This is a genomic window from Pseudomonas sp. O230, from assembly GCF_045447035.1.
GTDB lineage: Bacteria > Pseudomonadota > Gammaproteobacteria > Pseudomonadales > Pseudomonadaceae > Aquipseudomonas.
Genome location: NZ_JBJGXN010000003.1, coordinates 230,642 through 250,519 on the forward strand (window position 1 = coordinate 230,642; position 19,878 = coordinate 250,519).

The following is a 19,878-nucleotide window of genomic DNA, read 5'->3' on the forward strand; positions in this document are numbered from 1 at the left end:
AAGCAACATCTATATCGACGGATAAACCGCCATCGCGAGCAAGCTTGCTCCTACAGTTGATTGAAGTTGGCTGAAAATTTTGTGATCGACGCCGCCCCCTTGTAGGCGCTGGCTGCCAGCGATAGCGGGTCAGGCAACTGATTTATCGACTGGAAGACCGCCATCGCTGGCAAGCCAGCTCCTACAAGGGATTTGTGGTGGGTTCAGAATTGCACGGTTTGTTTGAGCAGCTGCGCCGTCGGCGTATCGCTCGGGCTGACCATCGCGTAGTTGTAACCGCCCCCCGACCAGTACTCGGCCTGCAACCCGCCGTCACTGCGACTGCCCCTCGGCAGCAGGAAGTTTTTCGGCCCTGGCGGCCGTACGTAGAAGCTGACTTTGTGCCCGCTGCGGTCCTCATAAACCACCATCGCCGCCGGCCCCTGCTCGGTACTGAGCAGGCGCCCGCTGACCGGTTTGAACCCCGCGCCGGAAAGGTCCGGCAAGCGATGGGCCTGGGTGAAATAACGGTCGAGCCAACCCTGCATATCGCCGTCATCGCTGACCTTGTAATCCGCCGGCAACATGCCTTGCTGAGCAAACAACCGATAGGCCTGCATCGCATCGGCCATCGGTGCGGCAGCGCTGAGGAGGGTCATCTCCCGCGCCTGCCAACCGCTGACCCCACCGATGCCGACGGCAATCAGCAGCACGGCAGCGCTGGCCAGATGGCGGCGCGATTGGCGTTTGAGGCGCTGGCGAATCAGCGCCGGATCGAGATCCGGGTTGGCCGGTTGCTGCAACGCGCCGCTGAGCGCCGCACGCAGTTGCTGGGCGTCCTGCTGCCAGGCGCGGACCTGTGCAGACATTTCCACGTTGCCCGCCAGAAAAGTCTCCACCAGGCGTCGGTCGTCATCATTGAGTTGGTGGTCCACATACGCGTGCAGGTCACGCTCGCTCGGGGGCATGCTGATCATTTGAGTCTCCGCAGGGAAGGGCGGGTGATTTCGCCGTCGCTGAGTTGGCGCAAAGCTGGGCGGGCGCGGGACAGGCGCGACATGACGGTGCCGACGGGGACGTCGAGAATCTCGGCGACCTCCTTGTAACTGAGGCCTTCGACCGATACCCAGAGCAGCAGCGCCCGCTGTTCGGTGCTGAGCTGATCGAAGGCTTGCAGGGTCGACTGGGCGATCACGGTGCGTTCTACCGAGGGCTGGGAGTCGTCACGTCCGGTAAAGAATTCGAGCATCCGCGCATAACGCCGGGAGCGCCGGTGGTCGTCGAGAAACTGCCGATAAAGAATCGAAAACAGCCACGCCCGCAAGTCGCCCTCGGGACGTTTGTCGCCCCAACTCGACAGCGCCCGCTCCAGGCACGACTGCACCAGATCGTCGGCGCTGCTGCGGTTGCGCGTCAACGACAGGGCAAACCGGCGCAATCTGGGAATGATTTCACTCAGTTGTTCGTCGATATCGTTCATCAGTTTCTGACTAGTCACTACGCTGTGGACTAGGAAGACGCCCGGCACTCGAGGTTATTCCACGCCTGAAAAAATAAATACCGCGTGATGGAATAAACCCGCGTGGCGTTCGTCTGCTTGATCCTTCTCACTTGTGGCCGATGGCCCTGGAGTCTTTCATGGTAGATCGCTCATCACCGCCCACCCGGCCCCCCTTGAGTGCCGCGAGCCTGACGTTGCGCTTGGCCGGTATTGCCGTGGTGGTCGCTGTCGTGGCCGGGGCCTTTGCCTACGTCAACGGCACTTTTGACCCACAGCGCCTGACGCCGAAAAAACTGATCAATGTGCTGGAAACCAACAACGGCGTACACCCGGGGTTCCGGCGTAATCACTCCAAAGGTGTGTGCGTGATCGGGCACTTCGAGAGCAGCGGTGAAGCGCGCAGCTATTCCAGCGCGCTGGTGTTCAATGAGGCGCGGACTCCGGTTGTCGGACGTTTCGCGTTGCCGGCCGGCAATCCTTACGCGCCGGACAGCGCCGTGCCGATCCGCAGCCTGGCGTTGCGCTTCACCCAGGCTAACGGCCAACAGTGGCGCACCGGAATGAACAGCATGCCGGTGTTCCCGGTGGGGACGCCCGAAGCGTTCTACCAGTTGCAACAAGCGCAGTCGCCGGACCCGGCCACCGGCAAACCGAACCCGGCAGCGGTGCCGGCGTTCTTCGGTGCGCACCCGGAGGCGGCGCCGTTCCTGGCCTGGATCAAAACCGCCAAGCCGTCCGCCAGTTACGTCACGGAGACCTACAACAGCGTCAACGCGTTTTACCTGGTCAATGCGACCGGGCAAAAGCAAGCGGTGCGCTGGAGCATGGTGCCGTTGATGCAGGACGCGGCAGGTGCCTCGGCACCTGAGGGCAGCGATTTCCTTGAGAAAGACCTCGTCCAACGAATCGCTGCGAGCCCCTTGCGTTGGCGGCTCGACATCATGCTGGCCAACCCCGGTGATCCGGTCAACGACGCCAGCAAGGCCTGGCCCGACGGTCGCAAAGTGGTGAACGCCGGCACGCTGGTGCTTGAAAGCACCCAGCCGCAACTGAATGGCGAATGCCGGGACATTAACTACGACCCGCTGGTATTGCCCGCCGGTATCGAAGGGTCCGACGACCCGTTGCTCGCCGCTCGTTCAGCCGGTTACGCCAGTTCCTACTTGCGCCGCACCAGTGAAGTCAGCCAGTTGCCCGCCGCCAAACAGGAGGCTCAACAATGAGCACGCAACCGAACCACTTCGCGCCGCTGGCGCGACTGCTGCATTGGCTGATGGCGCTGATGATCATTGCCATGCTGTTTATCGGCGCGGGCATGGTCGCTTCCGTCTCGGAGCGTCATGAGTGGCTGATCCATCTGCACAAGCCGTTGGGCATCGCCATTCTGTTGCTGGTGATCGTGCGCCTTGTTGTGCGCTTTTCTACCCGACAACCACCGCTGCCGGCGGACTTGCCCGGTTGGCAGGTGCTGGCGGCCAAGGCTTCGCATGTGTTGCTGTACGCCTTGATGTTTATCCTGCCGTTGCTCGGCTGGGCGATGATTTCGGCGGCGGGCGACCCGGTGATGCTCAGCAGTTCGTTGCAGTTGCCGTCGATCGTCCCGGCCAACGCACAGGTGTTTGCGTTCCTGCGCAAGGCGCACGGGTATCTGGCGTATCTGTTGTTTCTGACCGTGCTGCTGCATCTGGCGGCGGCGTTGTTTCACGCGTGGGTGCGCCGCGACGACGTGCTCGACAGCATGTTGCGGGGCAAGGATCACGGTTAACCGGCTTGCGTGGCGCATCGTGCGGATGCGCCACTTTTCAGCGTCAGCCACCAGTATCCCAACGCCACGGCATTGATCCCCGCACCCAACAGGCACACCCCGAGCCACCCGGCCCAGGCGTACATCGCCGTCGAACCGATCGAACCCAGCGCGCTGCCAATCGAATAGAACAGCATGTAACCGGCGGTGAGGCGGCTTTGCGCTTCGGGGCGCACGCTGTAGATCATGCTTTGGCTGGTTACGTGCACGGCTTGCAAGCCAAGATCGAGGGTAATCACGCCCAGCAACAAGGCCCACAACGAGGATTGAGTCAGTGCGATCGGCACCCAGGAGGCCAGCATCAACAACAATGACAAACCGCTGGCCCACTGGCCCCAGCCGCGATCGGCCAGATGCCCGGCACGTGCGGCGGCCAGTGCTCCGGCGGCGCCGGCCAGTCCGAACAAGCCGATTTGCGTGTGGGACAACGACAGCGGCGGGGCGCTCAGCGGCAACACCATAGGCGTCCACAGCACCATGGCACTGGCGAAGGTCAGCAGCGCAAGCACCGCCCGATGACGTAACACCGCTTCCTCCTTGAACAACGTGAACACCGAGCCGAGCAACGCAATGTAGGAACTGGCCGGTTGCGTGTCCTCGTGTTTCGGCAGCACACGCAACAGCAGCAACGCCATCATCAGGGTCAACCCTGCCGACACCAGATAGATCGAGCGCCAACCCGCCAGATCAGCCATGCCGCCTGCCACCGTCCGCGCCAGCAGGATGCCGACGACGATGCCGCTGGTGACCACGCCGACCACACGCCCACGCTGCGCCGGGATGGCCAATGTCGCGGCGTAGGCCACCAACACTTGTGTGACCACCGCCAACAACCCGGTCAACGTCATCCCGATCAACAACCAGGTACTGTTCGAGGCTAACGCGATCATCAACAACGCCAGCGCCGACAGCAGGGTTTGCGTGACGATCAGGCGTCGGCGGTTCAGCAGATCACCGAGCGGCACCAGCAACAACAATCCGACGCCGTAACCGACCTGGGTGAGAGTGACGACGATGCCGATGGTCGCGGGGTCCATGGCAAACGCCTCGGCCATCGCATCAAGCAAGGGTTGTGCGTAATACACATTGCCGACGGCCAGTCCGCAGGCGATGGCGAACAGCAACACGACGCCGCTGCTGAGATTTGTTTGAGTGGGCTTCATGCCGGGCTCCTAAGGTGGTTTCTAAATAAAACCAGTTGTACGGTAAGCAAGCCGGTTTTATATTGCAACCACATTTGTTTTCGAGAGCGCACTCATGGCCAAGCGTACAAGCATGGAAAGCGCCGAATGCCCGGTGGCCCGTTCACTGGATGCCATCGGCGATTGGTGGTCGTTGTTGATCGTGCGCGATGCGTTCGACGGTCTTCGCCGGTTTGGTGAGTTCCAGCGCAATCTGGGGATGGCGAAGAACATTCTCTCGGCACGATTGCGCACGCTGGTGAGCCACGGGATTTTCGATCTGGTGCCGGCGTCGGATGGCAGCGCATATCAGGAATACGTACTGACGGAGAAGGGCAAAGGCCTGTTCCCGCTGATCATCGGATTGCGGCAGTGGGGCGAGGCGTTTTTCTATGAGGACGGGGAGACACACTCGCGGGTGGTCGACCGAGACCACGGTCGACCGGTGCGGCCATTGGAATTGCGCGCCGAGGACGGGCGATTGTTGGGGCCGGAGGATTGTGTGCGAGTGGCGGCCGAATAAAGCGTGGCTGCATGCCCGGCATGCAGCAGTTGTGGAGGATCAGCGCAAGGTATCGACCATGTCCGCCGCGGTCGTCAGTACATCCTTGCCCAATTGCTTCGAACGTTTGCCGGACCAGCCAGTCAGCGCATTCGGCGCATCGTTGTTGTCCTTGAACGGCATCTCCAGGGTCAATGACAGGCAGTCGAATTTCTGACCGACGCTGTTGCACGCCAGGGTCATGTTGGCTTTACCCGGCTCGTCGCGGGTGTAGCCGTGTTTGGTCTGGAAGTCTTTGGTCAGGTGCTTCAGATGACTGCGGAAATGCTCCTCGAGTTTTTCGATTCGCGGGGTGTAGCCTGGGTTGCCCTCGCAGCCGGCGGTGAACACGTAGGGGATTTCTTCATCGCCATGGACGTCGATAAACAGGTCGACGCCGTACTTTTCCATTTGTTGCTGGACGAAAAAGACTTCCGGGCTGATCTCCGGGCTGGCGCTTTGCCAGGCGCGATTGAGGTCCTGACCCATGGCGTTGGTGCGCAGGTGACCGTGAAAGGCACCGTCCGGGTTCATGTTCGGCACCAGGTACAGGTCGGCGCTGGCCAGCAGTTTATTCAGCACTGGATCGTCGTGTCTTTCCAGGCGTTCAATCACGCCTTCCATGAACCACTCGGCCATGTGCTCGCCGGGGTGTTGCTGGGCAATGATCCAGACCTTGCGCTGGCCTTCGGCGCCGGTGCCCTTGCGCAGCAGCTGAATGTCACGACCTTCGACACTCTTGCCGGTGGCCAACAGTTCGGTGCCGGCCTTGGTCAGCGCCTGCTCGATCAACCAGTCATGGCGGCCACGGCTGTAGGGTTCGAAATAGGCAAACCAGGCGTGAGTCGCGGTGGCTTCAAGGCTGAAACGCAGGCAGTCACCTTCGAAGATAGTCGGCACCCGGAACCAGTTGACGTGGTCGTAAGACGCCACTGCCTGATAGCCATCCCAGGCTTTGTTGTACGAGGACCTGCTGGCATTGTTCAGACGAAACCAGTGTTCCTGCCCGACGTGCAAACCGCTGGCCTTGAAGTGAAACCACTGAAAATGCTGGCTGCGGGTGTCTGGCTTGATGGCCAGCAGGGCTTGCAACGGATTGCTGATGTCCAGCACTTCAATGTTGCCGCTGTCGAAGTTGGCGCTGATGTCGAAAGAAGATTTGGCCACGGTCATAGTCGATTCCTGAATATGATTTTTATGGCTGATACTCTACACGCTGGGAAGGGAAAAACCGGGAGAAATTGCGGGGTAAAAGGGGGGGCGTCCTCCTTGACGCAGTCGCAGCTTAGAGACTGTGCGATTGATTCTCAAGTGCTATTTTTCGTGAGTTTGGCCCAATGTTGCCGGGCTTCTCTTGCCAACAGATATTCTTTTGATATTATCCGCGCCATCGAATTTGTAGCACCAAAGACTTCATTAGCCTGAAGGTAAAGCCAGAATAACTGGCAAAAAAAAGACCCGGCAAAAAGCCGGGTCAAAAACCGTGATTAGCCTGATGAGGAGATAGTCCAGGAGACCGACCTAAGGTCACTTGGACAATCGACTGATCTTGCGATCAGCCGAGTGCAATAATAATCATTCTCGTTTGCAAGTCAAACGATTTTATCTGCGCGATTGGAAAATTCTTTCCCGCGCCCTGCCCAATAGACCTTGCCTGCCTTATCCGTGATGATCCCCGTCCAGGGATCGATCCAGCAACGCCTTGGCCATATCGATCATATGCACCGTTGAAAACGCCAGGTCCCGGTGGACGCCCTGCAGGTTGTTCGCCGATTCGTAGGCCGTGGCGGCAGCGCAGCGCAACAGGTCTGAAGCGCGCACCAAGGCTTCCTCGCTGCTGACATTGCGGTTCACATCAAAAAATCGCTCTTGTTCCACCTCTTCGGACACAGCTGGTTTCAAGTAATAGTCCAGGGCGCGCTGCGCGGCGGCCGACCCTTTTGGCGAGGTGAGGGAGGTGTCGATCTGCATGTCTGGCAAGTCATTGCTGGGGATGGTCATGGCGATTGCAAAGCTCCGTGTTAGATTCAAATCCGTGATCCAATCGTAGTACGAACTGTATTTGTGACGAAAATTTAAATACTACAAGTTGTGTTTTGTTGGCCGGAGGCGCCCACGTATCGTGCCGCACATGGATAAATGGATTGAATTGGTCAAGGCCAAAATGAGTGAACTCAAAGTCACTCAAGAAATACTCGCCGACCGCTTGGGGATGTCCCAGGGCGGCGTCGGTCATTGGCTGAACAAACGTCGCCAACCCGGCATCGATGACATGAACCGCGTGTTGCATGCACTGGGCATGGAGTTTCTCGAGGTGGCGCTGGTGATCCGGGAACCGGACACCGCGAAGGAGGAGAGCCAGGATCTGGTGCGAAAGTACAACCCGTACTTCCGTTACCCGGTCAGCGACTGGCGCGAATCCTGCGAGGTGCGCGACGGCGAGCCGACGGTCTATGACAAGGCGCGATTCGAACTGACCGACTACCACGCTCAGGGCGCGGCGTTCTGGTTGACCGTGGTGGGCGATGCGATGACTGCACCGAGCGGCGTCAGTATTGCCGAGGGCATGATGATTCTCGTGGACCCGGCCATTGTGCCGGAGTCCGGAAAACTGGTGATCGCGCAATGGCCGGACAGCACTGAAGCGACGTTCCGCAAACTGATCGAAGAGGGCGGGCAGCGTTACCTGGTCCCGCTCAATCCGACGTATCCGAAAGCCCTTTACACCGAAGCCTGCCGAATCATCGGCGTAGTGGTTCAGGCAACGGCGAGGTTCTGATCAGATCGGTCCTCGCAACGCGTAGGACCGATCCTGATTTCACGCTTCTTCCAGTTCGACCAACGCACTGCCTTCGCTGACCATCTCGCCTTCCTGGCAATACAGCGCCTTGATCACCCCGGCGTGTGGCGCACGAATGCTGTGCTCCATCTTCATCGCCTCCAGCACCACCAGTTGCGCCCCGGCTTCGACCGTTTGCCCGGCTTCCACCAGTACCCGCACGATGCTGCCGTTCATGGGCGCCGTGAGTCCGCCCTGATGGCTGTGACTGGCTTCGACGGCGCTGATCGGGTCGTAGGCCTCGATGCGGCGCAATTCACCTTCCCATTGCAGATACACCACGTCGCCGCGACGGATTGCCCGATGCTGGCGGCGCACGCCGTTGTGTTCGGTCAGCAGTTGCTCGCCCGTGAGCTGCGCCGATTGGGTAGCGCCCAACGTCAGCGCGCGGTCCTGGCCTTCGCAGCTCAAATGCAGGGTGATTTCTTTTGGCAATCCGGCACGGAATCCATTGCCGATGCCCCAAGGCGAACTCGGGTCATCAGCGCGGGGCGTGCCCGGTTGGCTTTGGGAAAACGCTTGCGCCGCGGCTTGCCAGAATTCATCACTGAGTTCCGAAGGCTCTGGCAGCAGTTGCTCCTGATAACGCGGAATAAACCCGGTATCCAGTTCGGCTGCCGCAAACGCAGGATGGCCAATGATGCGGCGCAGAAAGTTGATGTTGGTCTTGAGCCCGCCAATTGCGAACTCATCGAGCATGCTCAACAAACGCAGGCGCGCCTGTTCGCGATCCTCGCCCCAGGCAATCAACTTGCCAAGCATCGGGTCGTAGAATGGCGAAATCTCATCGCCTTCTTCAACACCGCTGTCGACCCGACGACCCGGACCGTCAGCCGATTCACGGTACAACTCCAGTCGCCCGGTGGCTGGCAGGAAATCATTGCCCGGGTCTTCGGCATACAGCCGCACTTCGATCGCATGGCCGATCAGGGGCACTTGATCCTGAGTCATCGGCAGCGCTTCGCCACGCGCCACGCGAATCTGCCAGGCGACCAGATCGAGACCGGTGATGGCTTCGGTAACCGGGTGTTCGACCTGCAGCCGCGTGTTCATCTCCATGAAGAAGAACTCACCGCGCGCATCCAGCAAGAACTCCACGGTGCCGGCACCGACATAACCGATGGCCTGCGCCGAACGCACGGCGGCTTCGCCCATGGCGCAACGCAGTTCCGGGCTCAAGCCCGGTGCGGGGGCTTCTTCGACGACTTTCTGGTGCCGACGCTGAATCGAGCAATCCCGCTCGTTGAGGTACAGGCAGTTGCCATGCTGGTCGGCGAAGATCTGGATTTCCACGTGGCGCGGCTTCAGCAAATACTTTTCGACCAGCATCCGCGAATCGCCGAACGAGGATTGCGCCTCACGCTGAGCCGAGGCCAGGGCTTCGGCCAGTTGGCTGACGTCCTCGACCACTTTCATGCCTTTGCCGCCACCGCCCGCCGTTGCCTTGAGCAACACCGGATAACCGATGCGTTCGCACGCGTCGCGGAAGGTGTCGAGGTCCTGAGCTTCGCCGTGATAACCGGGCACCAGTGGCACGCCAGCGGTTTCCATCAAGCCTTTGGCGGCGGATTTGCTGCCCATGGCATCAATGGCCGAGGCGGGCGGCCCGAGGAAGATCAGCCCCGCTGCTTCGATCGCACGGGCGAACCCGGCGTTTTCCGACAAAAATCCATAACCGGGATGAATCGCTTGTGCGCCACTGGCCTTGGCAGCAGCGATCAGTTTGTCGATTTGCAGGTAACTGTCGGCGGCTTTGCTGCCACCGAGGTCGACACGGATGTCCGCTTCACGGCTGTGCCGGGCTTCGCGGTCGGTGGCACTGTGCACAGCGACGGTGGTCAGGCCCAGGGCCTTGGCGGTGCGCATGACCCGGCAAGCGATTTCGCCACGGTTGGCCACCAGCAGAGAGGTAATGACAGGTGCGCTCATCAACGCGGCTCCTTGGGGGTGGTTTCGGCCTGCCAGCTCGGCGGACGTTTTTGCAGAAAGGCGCGCAGGCCTTCCTGGCCTTCGGGGCTGACGCGAATGCGGGCGATGGCGTTTTCGGTGTAGCGGCGCAGCGCCGGGGTCAGCGCACCATTACCCACTTCACGCAGCAAGTCCTTGCTGACGCGCATGGCTGCCGGGCTGTTGAGCAGCAGGTTGTCGATCCATTGCTCGACTTTCTGTTCCAGCTCATTGATTGGATAGCTCTCCGACAACAAGCCGATTTCGCGAGCGCGTTGCCCACCGAAGCGCTCGGCGGTCAGGGCATAACGACGTGCCGCGCGTTCGCCGATGGCTTGCACCACGAACGGGCTGATCACCGCCGGTGCCAGGCCGATGCGCACTTCCGACAGACAGAACTGCGCATCATCGGCGCCAATCGCCATGTCACAGCAACTGATGAGGCCCAGCGCGCCGCCGAACGCAGCGCCTTGCACCACGGCCAGCGTCGGGATTTTCAGCTTGGCCAGGTTGTACATCAACTCCGCCAGTTCCCGGGCGTCATCCAGATTGGTCTGGTAATCGAGTTCGGCTGATTGCTGCATCCACGCCAGGTCGGCGCCAGCGCTGAAATGCTTGCCGCGTCCGCGCACCAGTAAAAAGCGCAGGCTGGCGTCGGTCGAGACCTTGTCCAGCGCGAGGATCAGTTCACGGATCATCTCGGCATTGAACGCGTTGTTCTTTTCTTCCCGGCTGAGCCACAGGGTCGCAAAACCCCGTGGGTCGGTCTGCAGCTCGAGGGTGTTGAAGTCGCTCATGAGGTTCTCCCGATCACATCCGGAACACGCCGAAGCGGCTCGGTTCGATTGGCGCGTTCAGCGACGCGGACAAGGCCAGGGCCAATACATCGCGGGTCTGCGCGGGGTCAATGACGCCGTCGTCCCACAGCCGTGCACTGGAGTAGTACGGGTGGCCCTGTTCTTCGTATTGATCGAGGATCGGCTGCTTGATTTCGGCTTCCTGCTCGGCGCTGAAACCCTGGCCACTGCGCTCGGCTTGCTCGCGTTTGACCTGCACCAAAACCCCCGCGGCTTGCTCGGCGCCCATCACACCGATTCGTGCGTTCGGCCACATCCACAGGAAACGTGGATCGTAGGCCCGTCCGCACATGCCGTAGTTACCGGCGCCGAAGCTGCCGCCGATGATCACGGTGAATTTCGGCACCTTGGCGCACGCCACGGCGGTCACCAGTTTTGCACCGTGCTTGGCGATGCCGCCGGCTTCGTATTTCTGGCCGACCATGAAACCGGTGATGTTTTGCAGGAACAGCAGCGGAATACCGCGCTGACACGCGAGTTCGATGAAGTGCGCGCCTTTCTGCGCAGCCTCGGCGAAGAGGATGCCGTTGTTGGCGAGGATCGCGATCGGGTAACCGTGCAAGTGAGCAAAGCCGCACACCAGCGTAGTCCCGAACAGGGCCTTGAATTCGTCGAACAGCGAACCGTCCACCAGCCGTGCGATCACTTCGCGCACGTCGAACGGCTGCTTGGCGTCGGCCGAGACCACGCCATACAACTCGTCGCTGCTGTAGAGCGGGGCGATGGGCGTGCGTTGTTGCAGTTCGCCGAGCTTGCGCCAGTTGAGGTTGGCGATGCTGCGTCGGGCAATGGCCAGGGCGTGCTCATCGCTCTCGGCATAATGGTCGGCGACTCCGGAAATCTTGCAGTGCACATCGGCACCGCCCAAGTCTTCGGCGCTGACCACTTCACCGGTCGCGGCTTTCACCAGCGGCGGGCCGGCGAGGAAAATCGTTGCCTGATTGCGCACCATAATCGCTTCGTCGGCCATGGCTGGCACGTAGGCGCCGCCGGCGGTGCAGGAACCCATGACCACCGCAATTTGCGGAATGCCCATGGCGCTCATGTTGGCCTGGTTGAAGAAGATCCGCCCGAAATGCTCGCGGTCGGGGAACACTTCATCCTGACGCGGCAGGTTGGCGCCGCCGGAGTCCACCAGGTAGATGCACGGCAAACGGTTCTGCTGAGCGATGGTCTGGGCGCGCAGGTGTTTTTTCACGGTCAGCGGGTAATACGAGCCGCCTTTCACCGTGGCATCGTTGGCCACGATCATGCACTCGACGCCTTCGACTCGGCCGATCCCGGCAATTACGCCCGCAGCGGGCACGTCTTCACCGTACACCGCGTAGGCCGCCAGTTGGCTGATTTCAAGGAACGGCGAGCCCGGATCGAGCAGGCGATTGATCCGCTCGCGCGGTAGCAATTTGCCCCGCGAGGTGTGGCGTTCTTGCGCCTTCGGGCCGCCACCTTGCTGCACTTGCGCGAGCAGGGTGTGCAGGGCGTCGACCTGAGTGAGCATCGCCGCGCTGTTGGCGGCGAACTCCGCCGAACGGGGGTTGAGCTGGGTATGCAGGATAGCCATGGACAACTCCGTTTAGCGGGTTTCGTTGAACAGTTCGCGACCGATCAGCATGCGACGGATCTCACTGGTGCCAGCGCCGATTTCGTACAGCTTGGCGTCACGCAGCAGACGACCGGCCGGGAATTCATTGATGTACCCGTTGCCGCCGAGAATCTGGATCGCGTCGAGGGCCATTTGTGTGGCGCGCTCGGCGCTGTAGAGGATTACGCCCGCCGCGTCTTTACGCGTGGTTTCGCCGCGTTCGCAAGCCAGGGCCACGGCGTAGAGGTAGGCGCGGCTGGCGTTGAGTTGGGTGTACATGTCGGCGACTTTGCCCTGGATCAGCTGGAATTCGCCGATGCTCTGGCCGAACTGCTTGCGATCGTGGATGTAGGGAACGATCAGGTCCATACAGGATTGCATGATCCCGGTCGGGCCGCCGGACAGGACAACGCGCTCGTAGTCGAGGCCGCTCATCAGGACTTTCACGCCACCGTTGAGCACACCGAGGATGTTTTCTTCCGGCACTTCGACGTCATCGAAGAACAGCTCGCAGGTGTTGGAACCGCGCATGCCGAGCTTGTCGAACTTGTTGCTGCGGCTGAAGCCTTTGGAATCACGTTCAACGATAAACGCGGTGATGCCGTGAGGGCCTTTTTCCAGGTCGGTCTTGGCGTAGATCACGTAGGTGTTGGCGTCGGGGCCGTTGGTGATCCAGGTTTTGCTGCCGTTGAGCACGTAGTGATCGCCGCGTTTATCGGCGCGCAGTTTCATCGAAACCACGTCGGAACCGGCGTTCGGTTCGCTCATGGCCAGAGCGCCGATGTGCTCGCCGCTGATCAGTTTTGGCAGGTATTTGCTTTTCTGTTCGTGATTGCCGTTGCGGTTGATCTGGTTCACGCAGAGGTTGGAGTGCGCGCCGTAGGACAAGGCGACCGACGCCGAGCCACGGCTGATTTCTTCCATGATCACCACGTGCGCCAGGTAACCCAGGCCAGCACCACCGTATTCTTCCGGCACGGTAACGCCGAGCAGGCCCATGTCGCCGAACTTGCGCCACAGGTCGGCGGGGAACAGGTTGTCGATGTCGATCTGAGCGGCGCGCGGGGCGATCTCTTTGGCGACGAAGGACTGAACCTGATCGCGCAGCATGTCGATGGTTTCACCGAGGGCAAAGTTCAGGGATGGGTAGCTCATGGGTCACCTTTTGGCTTTTTTGTAGGGTGGGGAGGGCCGTGATGTGGTTCTCACCTTTACGTTAACGTAAGCCTGTGACGAATGGCTGTCAATCACCCTTTACGTTAACGTCAACTTGAGCGAGAGTAGAGCCAGTTCATAGTAAGGCGAGCCAACCCTGTGGGAGCGGGCCCGCCGTAACACCCACTAATAAAGACAATAGGGGTCGTCATGGATCAACCCAGTGCAAGCCCGCAGCGCAGCTATTCCCGTGGTTCTCAGGACAAAGCCTTGTTGGCGATGACCATCGGTCAGGCATTTGATAACACCGTCGCCCGTTATCCGACGGGCGAGGCGCTGGTCGTGCGCCATCAACAGTTGCGCTACACCTGGCAGCAACTGTCCGACGCCGTCGACCTGCATGCCCGGGCACTGCTCGCGCTGGGCTTGCAGACCGGTGATCGGCTCGGCATCTGGGCGCCGAATTGCGCACAGTGGTGCATCAGCCAGTTCGCCAGCGCGAAGATCGGCGTGATCCTGGTCAACATCAACCCGGCGTATCGCAGCTCCGAACTCGAATACGTGTTGAAGCAGTCGGGCTGCCAATGGCTGGTCTGCGCGGGTGCGTTCAAGACTTCCAATTACCATGCGATGCTGCAAGGTCTGGTGCCAGAGCTGGCGGAGCAATCCATCGGCCAGTTGCACAGCGAGCGACTGCCGGACTTGCGTGGCGTGATCAGTCTGGATGCGCAGCCGCCCTCGGGTTTCCTGCCGTGGTCACAGTTGACTGATCTGGCCGGTAGCGTGTCCGCCGGGCAGTTGCGTGAGCGTCAGGACAGCCTGCATTTCGATCAGGCCGTGAACATTCAATACACCTCCGGCACTACCGGTTTTCCGAAGGGCGCGACCCTCAGCCACTACAACATTCTCAACAACGGTTACATGGTTGGCGAAAGTCTCGGCCTGAGCGCTGATGATCGGCTGGTGATCCCGGTGCCGCTGTATCACTGTTTCGGCATGGTCATGGGCAACCTCGGCTGCATCACCCACGGCAGCACCATGATTTACCCCAATGACGCTTTCGATCCGTTATTGACCCTGACCACCGTCGCCGAAGAAAAGGCCACCGCGCTGTATGGTGTGCCGACCATGTTCATTGCCATGCTCGATCAACCGCAGCGTGCGGAATTCGATCTGTCGAGCCTGCGCACCGGGATCATGGCTGGTGCGACCTGTCCGATCGAAGTGATGCGTCGGGTGATCAGCGAAATGCACATGAATGAAGTGCAGATTGCCTACGGCATGACGGAAACAAGTCCGGTGTCGTTGCAGACCGGTCCTTCAGACGAGCTGGAAGTGCGCGTCACCACGGTCGGCCGCACCCAGCCGCAGCTTGAAAGCAAAATCATCGACGAAGCGGGCAACCTGGTGCCGCGCGGTACCATCGGCGAGCTCTGCACCCGTGGCTACAGCGTGATGCTCGGCTACTGGAACAACCCGCAAGGCACCGCCGAAGCCATCGATCAGGCCGGTTGGATGCACACCGGTGATCTGGCGAGCATGAACGATGAAGGCTACGTGTGCATTGCCGGACGCAATAAGGACATGATCATCCGCGGTGGTGAGAATATTTACCCGCGGGAGCTTGAAGAGTTCTTCTTTACCCACCCGGCGGTGGCGGACGTGCAAGTGATCGGTATCCCGTGTTCGCGTTATGGCGAAGAAATCGTCGCCTGGATCAAATTCCACCCCGGTCACAGTGCTACCGAGCAAGAGCTGCAAACCTGGTGCAAGGAGCGCATCGCGCACTTCAAGACACCGCGTCACTTCAAGTTTGTGGAAGAGTTTCCGATGACCGTGACCGGCAAGATCCAGAAATTCCGGATGCGCGAGATCAGCATCGAGGAGTTGAGCGGAAAGCAGGTCTGACAAATTCGCCCTTGTGGGAGCCAGCAGGCTGGCACCCACAAGGGCGGCGTTGAAAACCTGAATTGCAGAAAGCACAAAGGGGAGCCGAAGCTCCCCTTTAATTTTGTCGTTGCGCGTGCTCTTTTTTTATTATTGAGGGACGGTCTGTTTTTGTTTTTGGTAACCGTGACCCTTTACCGCTGTTTTTGTCGATCCCCATCCGGGATCAAGAGCAAACGTATTTTTTTGAGCGCTGATCTACTTTTTCGCTAAGCGATCCAACCAGTTCGGGAGCTACCTGAAGGTAGTTTTATTGTTCTCTGCCCGGTTGCGGGTTACTCCGAAAAGCACCCTGAAAAGCACACCTTCTCCAAAAAAATCTGTTAGCTGCGTCTCTGCCGTGTTGTTCTTGTTATGTCAGAGTCGTTACGTCTTATTTTTATTGGTTTGCTGCTTTTTATTCTTGTTATGCCATAGAGATAGCAGAAGCCGTGCCAACTTTTAAAAACCCTTTAAAATCAATGGCTTGATTTTTCTTAGGGTTTTTCTGTCAGGTAAAACCCTACAATTTGTTTCCGTGTTACTCGCTTGTCCCCCACGTTCCAGACGTTGCGGTAACACCTGGACACATCAGCGCACTCACTGCGCGCTGCGCGCCTTGGCCACGCGCGAACCGGTAGGGCGCCCCAGCACCGTGCAAATCTGCTGGCCGGCCAGAATCAAGGCGTCCAGGTCGATACCCGTTTCGATCCCGAGGCCATTGAGCAGGTAAACCACGTCTTCGGTGGCGACGTTACCGCTGGCGCCTTTGGCGTAGGGGCAGCCGCCGAGGCCGGCGATGGAACTGTCAAACACCGAAATCCCTTCGAGCAGGCTGGCGTAGATGTTGGCCATGGCCTGGCCATAGGTGTCGTGGAAGTGACCCGCCAGTTTTTCCCGTGGCACGTCGGCCGAGACCACCTCGAACATTTTGCGCGTGGCGCTCGCCGTGCCGGTGCCGATGGTGTCCCCCAGCGAGACTTCGTAGCAGCCCATGGCATAGAGCTCGCGGGCGACCCGGGCAACTTGCTCGGGTTTGACGTGACCTTCATAAGGGCAGCCCAGCACACAGGACACATAACCGCGAACGCTGACGCCGTGCTGCCTGGCGGCTTCCATGATCGGCGCAAAGCGCTCCAGGCTTTCGCTGATCGAGCAATTGATGTTGCGCTGGGAAAACGCTTCGGACGCTGCGGCGAACACGGCGACTTCCGTTACCCCGGCGGCGATCGCATCTTCAAACCCGCGCAGGTTGGGGGCGAGGGCGCCGTAGGTCACGCCCGGTTTGCGCTGGATTTGCGCGAAGACCTCGGCGGATCCGGCCATTTGCGGCACCCATTTGGGCGAAACGAAACTGCCGACTTCTATATAGCCGAGGCCGGCAGCGGTCAACGCGTCGACCAATTGAACCTTGTCGGCAACGCTGATTGGTTGAGCTTCGTTTTGCAGACCGTCGCGGGGGCCGACTTCGACCAGGCGTACGTGGGAAGGAAGGGACATGGGAATCGACCTGTGCTGATTGTCTGAATGTCGTGATAAACCTATGGGAGCGAGCTTGCTCGCGATTGCGGTAGCACCTCAACACCGATGTCGACTGACCCGGCGCCATCGCGAGCAAGCTTGCTCCTACAGGACCGGCTGGCTTTTCATCGTCTGTTCCAGTGCCTGGGTGCAGCGCTCTTGCGCGGTGTCCAGTTCCAGCTTCATCTGCTCGATGTCGAGCATCTGCTGCTCCAGCTGTTCGCGGCGCTCGGCGATTTTGTTCAGCATGGTTTGCAGCTGTTTCTGATTGCCGCCGGTGGGATCGTAGAGTTCGATCAGCTCGCGACATTCGGCGAGCGAGAAACCAATGCGCTTGCCCCGCAGGATCAGTTTCAGGCTGACCTTGTCACGGGGCGAATAGATGCGTTCCTGACCGCGTCGCTCGGGGCTGAGCAGGCCTTGCTCTTCATAGAAGCGAATGGCCCGCGTGGTGATGTCGAGCTCGCGGGCGAGGTCGGAAATGCTATAGGTCTGGCTGCTCATGGCTGCTCTCGAAAAAGGTCATGGCGCTAAGCTAAAGGCAGGTTGACGTTTACGTCAAGGGGCGTCGATCGTTGGTGTTCTTGCGGGCCTCTCCGCGAGCAAGCCCGCTCCCAGATTTGACCGAGTTCCTTCAGAACGAATGCGGTTGAATGTGGGAGCGGGCTTGCTCACGAAGGCGGCGCCAGGGTCTAACGTCCTACACCTTATCAAGCTTCTTCTCATGCGCCGTCACTTGCTGGCACAGCTCGATCATCTGCTCACGCATCCAGCGGTTGGCCGGGTCCTGGTCGGTGCTTTCGTGCCAGTAAAGGTGAGTCTCCACCGGCGGCACATCGTTGACTGGCAGGTTCACCGAGTACAAATCATGGCGGCGGGCGAAACGCTCCGGCACGGTCATGACCATGTCGGTCTGCTGCAACACCTGCGACGCCATCAAGTAATGCTGGGAGCGCAGGGCAATCTTGCGCTGGATGCCCATCTTGCCCAGGGCCAGGTCGACATGACCCAGACCGCTGCGGCGGCTGGAAATATGGATGTGCGTCAGCGACAGGTAGTCATCGAGGGTGAATTTTTCCTTGGTCGCCAGCGGATGGCCCTTGCGCATGGCGCACACGTAACGGTCTTCCATCAACTTGACGTGACGCACTTGCGGGTCGGTGTTGAGCGGTGCATCCACCGCAAAGTCCAGACGCCCGGCCGCCAGTTCCTTGGTGGTCTCGCGGCGCTTGGACAGGAAGCTTTCGATGATTACCGTCGGCGCCAGGCGGCGCAGGCGCTGGAACAAGGGCGGCAGGATCACCGCTTCGGTGAGGTCGGTCATGCTGATGCGATACGTCTTGACCGCCTGCAACGGGTTGAAGATGCGGCTTTCCTGCACCGACACCCGCAGCAGCGAGAGTGCGTTGCGTACCGGGCCGATGATGTTTTGCGCCATCGGCGTTGGCACCATGCCTTGGGCCGTACGCACGAACAACGGATCGTTGAACGTCTCGCGCAGGCGTGCCAGAGCGTTCGAAACGGCCGGTTGAGTAATGCCGACAATCTGTCCGGCGCGGGTCAGGTTGGCTTCGGTGTAGATCGCGTCGAAGACGATGAAAAGGTTGAGGTCGACCTTGCTCAGATTCATTGCGCTGCACTCTTATTGTTGGTTCTCAATCAGCCGATCATATATCGGTGATGAATGTTAATACACGCCGAGAATAGGCTAGGTAAATTTTCGTAGCTGTTCTAGCATCGATTGCATGACCTAAACAACCTCCCCCCAGAAGGTAGCTGCTCATGGATTTCGCTTATTCGCCCAAGGTGCAAGAACTGCGTGAGCGCGTGACCGCGTTCATGGACACCTACGTTTATCCCGCCGAAGCCGTGTTCGAGCGCCAGGTTGCCGAGGGTGACCGTTGGCAGCCGACTGCGATCATGGAAGAACTGAAACTCAAGGCCAAGGCCGAAGGCCTGTGGAATTTGTTTCTGCCTGAGTCCGAACTCGGCGCCGGCCTGACCAACCTCGAATACGCGCCATTGGCAGAAATCATGGGTCGCTCGCTGCTGGGGCCTGAGCCGTTCAACTGCTCGGCGCCCGACACCGGCAACATGGAAGTGCTGGTGCGCTACGCCAACGAAGAACAGAAGCAACGCTGGCTCGAACCGCTGCTGCGCGGCGAGATCCGCTCGGCGTTCGCCATGACCGAGCCGGACGTGGCGTCCTCCGACGCCACCAATATGGCCGCCCGCGCCGTGCGTGACGGTGACGAGTGGGTGATCAACGGCAAGAAATGGTGGACCTCGGGTGCCTGCGATCCGCGCTGCAAGATTCTGATCTTCATGGGCCTGAGCAATCCCGACGCGCCGCGCCACGCTCAGCATTCGATGATTCTGGTGCCGGTGGATGCTCCTGGCGTGAAGATCGTCCGTCCGCTGCCGGTGTTCGGTTACGACGACGCGCCGCACGGACACGCCGAAGTGCTGTTCGAAAACGTCCGGGTGCCGTACGAAAACGTCCTGTTGGGTGAAGGACGCGGCTTTGAAATCGCTCAAGGTCGCCTTGGCCCGGGCCGGATTCATCACTGCATGCGTTCGATCGGCATGGCCGAGCGTGCACTGGAACTGATGTGCAAACGCGCGGTAAACCGCACCGCGTTCGGCAAACCGTTGGCGCGTCTGGGCGGCAACATCGACAAAATCGCCGACTCGCGGATGGAGATCGACATGGCGCGCCTGCTGACCTTGAAAGCGGCGTACATGATGGACACCGTCGGCAACAAAGTGGCGAAGAGCGAAATCGCGCAGATCAAGGTTGTGGCACCGAACGTGGCGTTGCGGGTCATCGACCGGGCGATCCAGATCCATGGCGGGGCAGGGGTTTCCAACGATTTCCCGCTGGCCTACATGTATGCCATGCAGCGCACGCTGCGCCTGGCCGACGGCCCGGACGAAGTGCACCGAGCGGCGATCGGCAAGTTCGAGATCGGCAAATACGTGCCAAAGGAAATGCTGCGCAGCAGCTAAGACCGTTTTGTTGCGGGCCGGATGGCGGCCCGCGAT

18 protein-coding genes are annotated in these 19,878 nt (G+C 60.1%); 6 read left to right on the forward strand and 12 right to left on the reverse strand.

All coding sequences use genetic code 11. The features are described 5' to 3' along the window. Window positions 1-203: 203 nt before the first annotated feature. Window positions 204-956 (reverse strand): anti-sigma factor family protein, encoded by a 753-nt coding sequence (locus ACI77H_RS07435; RefSeq protein ID WP_407011253.1) that lies wholly within the window; start codon window positions 954-956, stop codon window positions 204-206. Next, entirely contained in the window at window positions 953-1,459 is a 507-nt protein-coding gene (locus ACI77H_RS07440) for an RNA polymerase sigma factor (protein WP_407011254.1), read from the reverse strand. Before ACI77H_RS07440 ends, ACI77H_RS07435 begins: the two co-directional genes overlap by 4 nt. Window positions 1,460-1,617: 158 nt before the next feature. Between ACI77H_RS07440 and ACI77H_RS07445 the strand changes: the two genes are divergently transcribed. Further along, the gene (locus tag ACI77H_RS07445; protein WP_407011255.1) at window positions 1,618-2,703 is read left to right on the forward strand and encodes a catalase family peroxidase; all 1,086 of its coding nucleotides are present in this window, start codon (window positions 1,618-1,620) and stop codon (window positions 2,701-2,703) included. Continuing rightward, complete coding sequence (locus ACI77H_RS07450; protein WP_407011256.1) at window positions 2,700-3,245, forward strand: cytochrome b; 546 nt, start codon at window positions 2,700-2,702, stop codon at window positions 3,243-3,245. Before ACI77H_RS07445 ends, ACI77H_RS07450 begins: the two co-directional genes overlap by 4 nt. Here the strand turns inward: ACI77H_RS07450 and ACI77H_RS07455 are convergent. After that, window positions 3,242-4,447 (reverse strand): MFS transporter, encoded by a 1,206-nt coding sequence (locus ACI77H_RS07455; RefSeq protein ID WP_407011257.1) that lies wholly within the window; start codon window positions 4,445-4,447, stop codon window positions 3,242-3,244. The genes ACI77H_RS07450 and ACI77H_RS07455 overlap by 4 nt on opposite strands. 94 nt (window positions 4,448-4,541) lie before the next feature. Between ACI77H_RS07455 and ACI77H_RS07460 the strand changes: the two genes are divergently transcribed. Then, window positions 4,542-4,988: a winged helix-turn-helix transcriptional regulator gene (locus tag ACI77H_RS07460; RefSeq protein WP_407011259.1), complete on the forward strand. Its 447-nt coding sequence runs from the start codon at window positions 4,542-4,544 to the stop codon at window positions 4,986-4,988. Between the two features lie 39 nt (window positions 4,989-5,027). On the opposite strand, the gene ACI77H_RS07465 is transcribed toward ACI77H_RS07460, so the two are convergent. Then, window positions 5,028-6,179, reverse strand: a complete 1,152-nt coding sequence (locus tag ACI77H_RS07465; protein ID WP_407011260.1) for a M14-type cytosolic carboxypeptidase — start codon at window positions 6,177-6,179, stop codon at window positions 5,028-5,030. A 486-nt stretch (window positions 6,180-6,665) separates the two neighbouring features. After that, window positions 6,666-7,007 (reverse strand): DUF6124 family protein, encoded by a 342-nt coding sequence (locus ACI77H_RS07470; protein ID WP_407011261.1) that lies wholly within the window; start codon window positions 7,005-7,007, stop codon window positions 6,666-6,668. Between the two features lie 130 nt (window positions 7,008-7,137). Between ACI77H_RS07470 and ACI77H_RS07475 the strand changes: the two genes are divergently transcribed. Next, a complete protein-coding gene (locus tag ACI77H_RS07475) occupies window positions 7,138-7,785 on the forward strand; it encodes a LexA family protein (RefSeq protein WP_407011262.1) in 648 nt (215 codons plus the stop codon). A 39-nt stretch (window positions 7,786-7,824) separates the two neighbouring features. Here ACI77H_RS07475 and ACI77H_RS07480 read toward each other — a convergent pair whose 3' ends face one another. Genes ACI77H_RS07480 through ACI77H_RS07495 form a run of 4 tightly spaced genes read right to left on the reverse strand, consistent with a single transcriptional unit; the run spans window position 7,825 to window position 13,386 of the window. Next, window positions 7,825-9,774, reverse strand: coding sequence for an acetyl/propionyl/methylcrotonyl-CoA carboxylase subunit alpha (locus tag ACI77H_RS07480; RefSeq protein ID WP_407011263.1), 1,950 nt, complete (start codon window positions 9,772-9,774; stop codon window positions 7,825-7,827). Continuing rightward, on the reverse strand, window positions 9,774-10,589 hold the full coding sequence (locus ACI77H_RS07485) for a gamma-carboxygeranoyl-CoA hydratase (RefSeq protein WP_407011264.1): 816 nt from the start codon (window positions 10,587-10,589) through the stop codon (window positions 9,774-9,776). Before ACI77H_RS07485 ends, ACI77H_RS07480 begins: the two co-directional genes overlap by 1 nt. 13 nt (window positions 10,590-10,602) lie before the next feature. Further along, window positions 10,603-12,210, reverse strand: a complete 1,608-nt coding sequence (locus ACI77H_RS07490; protein WP_407011265.1) for a carboxyl transferase domain-containing protein — start codon at window positions 12,208-12,210, stop codon at window positions 10,603-10,605. A 12-nt stretch (window positions 12,211-12,222) separates the two neighbouring features. Next, window positions 12,223-13,386 carry an isovaleryl-CoA dehydrogenase gene (locus ACI77H_RS07495; RefSeq protein WP_407011266.1) on the reverse strand — a complete coding sequence of 388 codons (1,164 nt, stop codon included), beginning with the start codon at window positions 13,384-13,386 and terminating at the stop codon, window positions 12,223-12,225. A gap of 210 nt (window positions 13,387-13,596) precedes the next feature. On the opposite strand from ACI77H_RS07495, the gene ACI77H_RS07500 reads away from it, so the two are divergent. Beyond that, entirely contained in the window at window positions 13,597-15,294 is a 1,698-nt protein-coding gene (locus tag ACI77H_RS07500; protein ID WP_407011267.1) for an AMP-binding protein, read from the forward strand. 618 nt (window positions 15,295-15,912) lie between these two features. On the opposite strand, the gene ACI77H_RS07505 is transcribed toward ACI77H_RS07500, so the two are convergent. The 3 genes from ACI77H_RS07505 to ACI77H_RS07515 all read right to left on the reverse strand — a co-directional run bounded on the left by ACI77H_RS07505 (window position 15,913) and on the right by ACI77H_RS07515 (window position 18,463). Then, the gene (locus ACI77H_RS07505) at window positions 15,913-16,812 is read right to left on the reverse strand and encodes a hydroxymethylglutaryl-CoA lyase (protein WP_407011268.1); all 900 of its coding nucleotides are present in this window, start codon (window positions 16,810-16,812) and stop codon (window positions 15,913-15,915) included. Between the two features lie 126 nt (window positions 16,813-16,938). After that, window positions 16,939-17,337: a MerR family DNA-binding transcriptional regulator gene (locus ACI77H_RS07510; RefSeq protein WP_150631041.1), complete on the reverse strand. Its 399-nt coding sequence runs from the start codon at window positions 17,335-17,337 to the stop codon at window positions 16,939-16,941. A gap of 196 nt (window positions 17,338-17,533) precedes the next feature. Then, entirely contained in the window at window positions 17,534-18,463 is a 930-nt protein-coding gene (locus ACI77H_RS07515) for a LysR family transcriptional regulator (protein WP_008031887.1), read from the reverse strand. A gap of 152 nt (window positions 18,464-18,615) precedes the next feature. Between ACI77H_RS07515 and ACI77H_RS07520 the strand changes: the two genes are divergently transcribed. Continuing rightward, window positions 18,616-19,842 carry an acyl-CoA dehydrogenase gene (locus ACI77H_RS07520; RefSeq protein ID WP_407011269.1) on the forward strand — a complete coding sequence of 409 codons (1,227 nt, stop codon included), beginning with the start codon at window positions 18,616-18,618 and terminating at the stop codon, window positions 19,840-19,842. Window positions 19,843-19,878: the final 36 nt, after the last annotated feature.

Bases quoted from the DNA above. Each gene is read 5' to 3' on its own strand.
- ACI77H_RS07500 (WP_407011267.1), top strand. From the start codon at position 13,597: ATGGATCAACCCAGTGCAAGCCCGCAGCGCAGCTATTCCCGTGGTTCT.
- ACI77H_RS07485 (WP_407011264.1), bottom strand. From the start codon at position 10,589: ATGAGCGACTTCAACACCCTCGAGCTGCAGACCGACCCACGGGGTTTT.
- ACI77H_RS07445 (WP_407011255.1), top strand. From the start codon at position 1,618: ATGGTAGATCGCTCATCACCGCCCACCCGGCCCCCCTTGAGTGCCGCG.
- ACI77H_RS07495 (WP_407011266.1), bottom strand. From the start codon at position 13,386: ATGAGCTACCCATCCCTGAACTTTGCCCTCGGTGAAACCATCGACATG.
- ACI77H_RS07490 (WP_407011265.1), bottom strand. From the start codon at position 12,210: ATGGCTATCCTGCATACCCAGCTCAACCCCCGTTCGGCGGAGTTCGCC.
- ACI77H_RS07470 (WP_407011261.1), bottom strand. From the start codon at position 7,007: ATGACCATCCCCAGCAATGACTTGCCAGACATGCAGATCGACACCTCC.
- ACI77H_RS07440 (WP_407011254.1), bottom strand. From the start codon at position 1,459: ATGAACGATATCGACGAACAACTGAGTGAAATCATTCCCAGATTGCGC.
- ACI77H_RS07505 (WP_407011268.1), bottom strand. From the start codon at position 16,812: ATGTCCCTTCCTTCCCACGTACGCCTGGTCGAAGTCGGCCCCCGCGAC.
- ACI77H_RS07480 (WP_407011263.1), bottom strand. From the start codon at position 9,774: ATGAGCGCACCTGTCATTACCTCTCTGCTGGTGGCCAACCGTGGCGAA.
- ACI77H_RS07455 (WP_407011257.1), bottom strand. From the start codon at position 4,447: ATGAAGCCCACTCAAACAAATCTCAGCAGCGGCGTCGTGTTGCTGTTC.
- ACI77H_RS07475 (WP_407011262.1), top strand. From the start codon at position 7,138: ATGGATAAATGGATTGAATTGGTCAAGGCCAAAATGAGTGAACTCAAA.
- ACI77H_RS07510 (WP_150631041.1), bottom strand. From the start codon at position 17,337: ATGAGCAGCCAGACCTATAGCATTTCCGACCTCGCCCGCGAGCTCGAC.
- ACI77H_RS07435 (WP_407011253.1), bottom strand. From the start codon at position 956: ATGATCAGCATGCCCCCGAGCGAGCGTGACCTGCACGCGTATGTGGAC.
- ACI77H_RS07520 (WP_407011269.1), top strand. From the start codon at position 18,616: ATGGATTTCGCTTATTCGCCCAAGGTGCAAGAACTGCGTGAGCGCGTG.
- ACI77H_RS07465 (WP_407011260.1), bottom strand. From the start codon at position 6,179: ATGACCGTGGCCAAATCTTCTTTCGACATCAGCGCCAACTTCGACAGC.
- ACI77H_RS07460 (WP_407011259.1), top strand. From the start codon at position 4,542: ATGGCCAAGCGTACAAGCATGGAAAGCGCCGAATGCCCGGTGGCCCGT.
- ACI77H_RS07450 (WP_407011256.1), top strand. From the start codon at position 2,700: ATGAGCACGCAACCGAACCACTTCGCGCCGCTGGCGCGACTGCTGCAT.
- ACI77H_RS07515 (WP_008031887.1), bottom strand. From the start codon at position 18,463: ATGAATCTGAGCAAGGTCGACCTCAACCTTTTCATCGTCTTCGACGCG.